This window comes from Paenibacillus artemisiicola, assembly GCF_017652985.1.
Lineage (GTDB): Bacteria > Bacillota > Bacilli > Paenibacillales > Paenibacillaceae > Paenibacillus_Z > Paenibacillus_Z artemisiicola.
On sequence record NZ_JAGGDJ010000095.1, the window covers coordinates 1 to 4,999 of the forward strand.

Annotated in this window: 5 protein-coding genes; 3 read left to right on the forward strand and 2 right to left on the reverse strand. The window is 64.9% G+C overall.

The annotated features are described in order from the left end of the window. Window positions 1–727, reverse strand: a 727-nt coding sequence (locus I8J29_RS33080) for an asparaginase (protein ID WP_208851516.1), incomplete at its 3' end; no start/stop codon positions are given. A 242-nt stretch (window positions 728–969) separates the two neighbouring features. On the opposite strand from I8J29_RS33080, the gene I8J29_RS33085 reads away from it, so the two are divergent. Next, complete coding sequence (locus I8J29_RS33085) at window positions 970–1,176, forward strand: hypothetical protein (protein WP_090640609.1); 207 nt, start codon at window positions 970–972, stop codon at window positions 1,174–1,176. Window positions 1,177–1,374: 198 nt separating this feature from the next. Continuing rightward, complete coding sequence (locus I8J29_RS33090) at window positions 1,375–2,607, forward strand: NAD(P)/FAD-dependent oxidoreductase (RefSeq protein WP_208851517.1); 1,233 nt, start codon at window positions 1,375–1,377, stop codon at window positions 2,605–2,607. Between the two features lie 92 nt (window positions 2,608–2,699). On the opposite strand, the gene cls is transcribed toward I8J29_RS33090, so the two are convergent. Next, window positions 2,700–4,127, reverse strand: coding sequence for a cardiolipin synthase (gene cls / locus I8J29_RS33095; RefSeq protein ID WP_208851518.1), 1,428 nt, complete (start codon window positions 4,125–4,127; stop codon window positions 2,700–2,702). A 202-nt stretch (window positions 4,128–4,329) separates the two neighbouring features. Here cls and I8J29_RS33100 point away from each other — a divergent pair, with 202 nt between their 5' ends. Next, complete coding sequence (locus I8J29_RS33100; protein WP_208851519.1) at window positions 4,330–4,776, forward strand: bactofilin family protein; 447 nt, start codon at window positions 4,330–4,332, stop codon at window positions 4,774–4,776. Window positions 4,777–4,999 lie beyond the last annotated feature (223 nt).

Sequence of the window (4,999 nt, forward strand, 5' to 3'; positions counted from 1 at the left end):
CGCCGCCCGCCCGCTCCGCGCCGGCGGGCGAAGCGCCCGTCGCGCCGCCGGGGCCGGCGGCGGCGTCCCACGCGGCGAAGCGCGCGTAAATCAGCGCGAGCCGCCATAACGGCAGCGCGAACACGGGCAAGCCGCAGCCGTCGACGGCGCAGCCGACGGCGTCCGGCTCGAGATCCGCGAGCGCGGCGACCGTCCGCAGCACCTCCCGCTGCAGCGGATGCTCCGGCTCCGCATACGTCTCCATCGGCCAGCCGCGCAGCTTGCACAGCGCCAGCATGCCGATATGCTTGCCCGCGCAGACGTGGTACAGCTTGCGCGGGCCGCCCCCGCGGCGAAGCAGTTCGTCGCGGGCTTCCCGGTTCGCCGGCAGCTGCGGCGCGAACACGAGCTGCTCCTCGCGGACGCCGGTCAGCGCGAGCATGCGCTCCAACGCCTCGACATGCGCCGGCGCCCCTTGGTGCGACGCGCACATGAGCGCGATCGCGTCGTCGCCCAGGCCGAAGGCTTCGGCCACGCCGCCCATGACGGCCGGAAGCGCTTGAACGGGCTTGGCCGTCGAGCGCATATACGTCCAGATCGAGGCGTCGCCCGCCTCCGCCAATAGCTCGCCGGAGGCCGAGACGACCGCGGCATGGCCGGCGTGCACGTTTTCCACGACGCCGCCGCGCGTCGAGCAGACAAGCGGCACGCCCAGTACGTCCGCCGGCGTCGGTGTTTGATTGATCATCCTGCTATCCCCTGTCGTTTCCAAAGCTGTACAGCGTATAATGCCAACACCTGATTGTACCACGAAATCGCGTTTGTCTCCTACCATCCCACGCGCTACGACAGCCTATGCGCCGCGGCGCCGCTTCGCTTCTTCGCGATTCGACGGACGCGCTTGCCGCCGCGTCGCTCCGCCGGGAGCGTTTCAAATCGCCGCCCGCGCGTGTAGTAAAGCTTAAGCCGAACCCGAAAGGAGTGACGACGATGACGGAAGCGAATCCGCTCCGGGAACAGCAGGCTTCGTCCGCCGGGCAGGCGGGCCGCAAATCCGAGCCGGTCGAACGGGCGAAGAACGGTTCGATGGTGCAGGATATGCAGGACTTGAAGCGTCTCGGCCACGACATGAAGCAGATGAAAACGAACAGCCAGCTGCAGGAAGAAGGGCTGGTTCCGGATCCGATACAGGAATAGGCGCGGCAAGACGAAAGAGGGGCGCTCCCCCTCTTTTTTGAGCTGCCCTCCGGACCGGTCGGCCGCGTTCGCCGCCCCTTCCGCCGCGTGTCGGGCGGCAGGGGTCCGCGTCGCGCGGCCGGACGGTCCGGCGCCGGTTCCTCCGGTTCATTTTGCGGCCGGAGTTGGGCATAATACCTGCGGGAGGCATGATGAGAGATGAAGGATTTGCACGAAGGCCGCATGTATTGGCAGGAAACGCTGCCCCATCCCCGTACGTATCCGCCGCTTCGCGAATCGTCGGACGCCGACGCCGTCGTCATCGGCGGCGGCATGTCCGGCGCCGTCGTCGCCTATGTCTTGGCAAGCGCCGGCCTGCGGACCGCGCTCGCGGAGCGCGGCGGCGTCGCCGCCGGCAGCTCGCTCGCCAATACGGGCTTGCTGCAGTATTGCAACGACATTATGCTCTCGGAGCTGATCGGCCAGATCGGCGAGCGGGACGCGGTCCGCTTCTACCGCGCCTGCGCCGAAGCCGTTCAGGATCTCGGCGCGATTGCCTCCGCGCTGCCGATCGACGCCGAGTACCGGCCCGCGAGCAGCCTGTACTGCGCCAGCACGGATCAGGACGTGCCGAAGCTGAAGCGCGAATACGAGACGCTGTCGAGGTTCGGCTTCGACGTCGAATATTGGGAGCCGGAGCAAATCGGCGCGCGCTTCCCGTTCCGCAAGCCCGGCGCCATCGTTACGCACGGGGACGCCCAGATCAATCCGTACCGGTTCGTCCATGCCGTCGTCGACGAAGCGGCCGCGCGATTCGGCCTGCAGGTACATGAACAAACCGACGTCATCGCCCACGAGACGGACGACGACGGCACGCACATCCTGCGAACGGCGGCCGGACCGGAGCTCCGCGCGAAGCACGTGGTCTACGCCGTCGGCTACGAGCCGGAGGAGCTGCGCGGCCGCCTGATCCGGTCCGCGATGGACCGCTCGAGCGTCATCGTCACCCCGCCGCAGCGGGATCTATCGCCTTGGTACGGGCGCTATATGATCTGGGAGACGGACCGTCCGTATCTCTACGCCCGGCTCACCGACGACGGCCGGGTCATCGCCGGCGGATTCGACGAGCCATACGGCCAGCCCCTCGCCGGGCGCAACGCCCGCGACCGCGTCTCGGACAAGCTTTCGAAGCGCATCCTGGAGCTCTTCCCGTCGTTCGACGCGCGGCCCGATTACGAATGGAACGCGACTTTCGCGCAGTCGAGGGATAATTTGCCGTTCATCGGCGAAGATCCGAAGTGGCCGCGGGTCTATTACTGTCTGGGGTACGGCGGCAACGGCACCGTCTACAGCATGATCGGCGCCGGGCTGCTCCGCGCGCTCATTCTCGGCCGCAAGCATCCCCTTGCGAGCATCGTCGGGCTCGACCGCCCGTCGCTTCAGCCGAACTGACCCGGCGTCCGGCGCCGCCCCTGCCGGTTTGTCGTCCCGCCATTCCGCGATACGATCCTTCGCCAAATGCAACATGCCAAAAAGCCGTTCCTTCACAGGAGCGGCGACAGCATTCTCGCGGCCATCTCGCCGGCCTTCTGCCACGCCGGCCGCCGCTGAAAATGCGACCGGTTCACTTCCTCGCACGACGCCAAATCCGCCATGAAGTCCTTCTCGAGCCGCTCGATCGCTTTCTCGTCGAACAGCAGCGCGTTGATCTCGAAATTGCTGAAGAAGCTCCGCATGTCCATGTTCGCGGTCCCTACCGACGCGAGCAGCCGGTCCACGATCAACACCTTCGCGTGCACGAAGCCGCCGTGATACCGGTAAACGCGCACGCCCGCCGAGACCAATTCCTCCACGTACGACAACGTCGCGAACAGCACGAGCCTCGTATCCGCCACGTAAGGGATGATAATGCGCACGTCCACGCCGCTCAGCGCCGCGGTGCGCAGCGCCATGAGCACGCTCGGGTCGGGGATGAAGTACGGCGTCGTAATGTAGATGCGCGTCTTGGCGACCGCCAGCGCGGCGAAGACGCATTCCAGGATGGCCGCGTCCTTGTTGTTCGGCCCGCTGGCGACGATCTGCACCTGCTCCTCGCCCTTGCAGGCGTGCGCCGGCATGTACGCCGGCTTGTCGAGCCGCTTCCGGGCGGTGAACCACCAGTCCTGGATGAACACTTCCTGCAGGAAGTACACGGCATCCCCCTTCACCTGCAAATGCGTGTCCCGCCAGAAGCCGAGCTTCGGGTTGCCGCCGAGGTATTCGTCGCCGATGTTGATGCCGCCGACGAAGCCGACCAGCCCGTCGACGACGACGATTTTGCGATGATTGCGGAAATTCATCCGCTTGTTGAAGAAGGCGAGCTTCGCCTGCAGGAAGCACCGCGTCTCGACGCCCGCTTCCGTCAGCTCGCGGACGTAGCGGGCCGGAAGCTCCAGGCTGCCGAGGCCGTCGTAGATGACCCGCACCTCCACGCCCGCCCGCGCCTTGCGGATCAGCGCGTCCTTCAGCTTGCGTCCGATGCCGTCGTCGCGGATCGTATAAAATTCCACATGCACGTGATGCCGGGCCTCTTCGATCGCTGCCAATATGGCTGCGAACGTCGCGTCCCCGTTGGTCAGCACCGTCGTCTCGTTGCAGCCGGTGATCGGCGAGAACGTCATGCTCTGCAGCATGCGGTACAACCGTTCCTGGAAGCGGAATTCCTCGCCGCGCATGTCCTCCGGCCGGTGCACCAGCTTGCAGCGCAGCAGCGCCTGCAGCATCGTCTCCTTCGGAACGACGCCCCGCCGGCGGAGCGTGCGCCGCCGCCTGTATTCCTGCGCCAGGAAGTAGTACATGACGAAGCCGATGATCGGCAGCGCGAACAGGATGAGCAGCCAGGCCACCGTTTTGGACGGGCGGCGGTACTCGAGCACGAGTATCGTCGCGATTTGAAAAATGAAGACGATTAGTACGAGCAATGCCCAGATCATGGCGTCCCTCCCCCCGAGTCGGCCCGGATGCCGCACCTTTTAGCTTGTTCGCAACCGCCGGGCCCTATACATCGCGATTCATCGCGCGGCGCGGATCCCTTTACCGGGACGATCCCCGATGCGCCATAGCATGTTTCCTCATGTCCAAGAATAAATAGCTATTAGCACGTTACCACCGAAGGAAGGAGGATGAATCGACGCGATGTTCAAAGACTCCAAACGGATCGGTTACGCCGAAACGACCATCGGGCTCGGGACGCGCGCGGAAGGCAAGCTGGCAAGCGATTCCGGCATTCGGATCGAAGGCGAATTCCAGGGCGAGATCGAATGCACAGGCGACGTCATCGTCGGCGAATACGGCATCGCGCGGGCCGGCATCGCGGCGCAGGACCTGATCGTCGCCGGCAAGGTCTTCGGCGACGTCAACGTCAAAGGACGCCTGACCATCGCCGCTTCCGGCCAGCTGCACGGGAACGTTTTGGCGCATTCGATTCTCGTTCAGGACGGAGGGATCTATAACGGCCATTGTCGCATGGAACGCCAGACGGAATCCAAGCCGCGCCAGCTGCAGGAGCACGATCCGGCGCAGCCTGCCCCTCAGCCGGCCAAGGAGGTCCCCGCCAAGGAAAAATCCCGGCAGGCCGGGTAGCCGGGCGGACAACAGGGGCGCCGAACGAACCGAGTGAGCGCGCCCGCAAGCCACGAACCGAATGAAAAACGAAAAAAGCGCCCTTTCCGGGCGCTTCAGGCTGTCGAGAAAGTCTCGACAGCCAATTGTTTGTCCTTTTAATTTAACACGACACCGCGTTAATATAGTATAATATAAGTAACATAGACAGATCGGATGGTGTCGTCATGCTTCGTTCTAATCG

Bases quoted from the DNA above. Each gene is read 5' to 3' on its own strand.
- I8J29_RS33090 (WP_208851517.1), top strand. From the start codon at position 1,375: ATGAAGGATTTGCACGAAGGCCGCATGTATTGGCAGGAAACGCTGCCC.
- cls (WP_208851518.1), bottom strand. From the start codon at position 4,127: ATGATCTGGGCATTGCTCGTACTAATCGTCTTCATTTTTCAAATCGCG.
- I8J29_RS33100 (WP_208851519.1), top strand. From the start codon at position 4,330: ATGTTCAAAGACTCCAAACGGATCGGTTACGCCGAAACGACCATCGGG.
- I8J29_RS33085 (WP_090640609.1), top strand. From the start codon at position 970: ATGACGGAAGCGAATCCGCTCCGGGAACAGCAGGCTTCGTCCGCCGGG.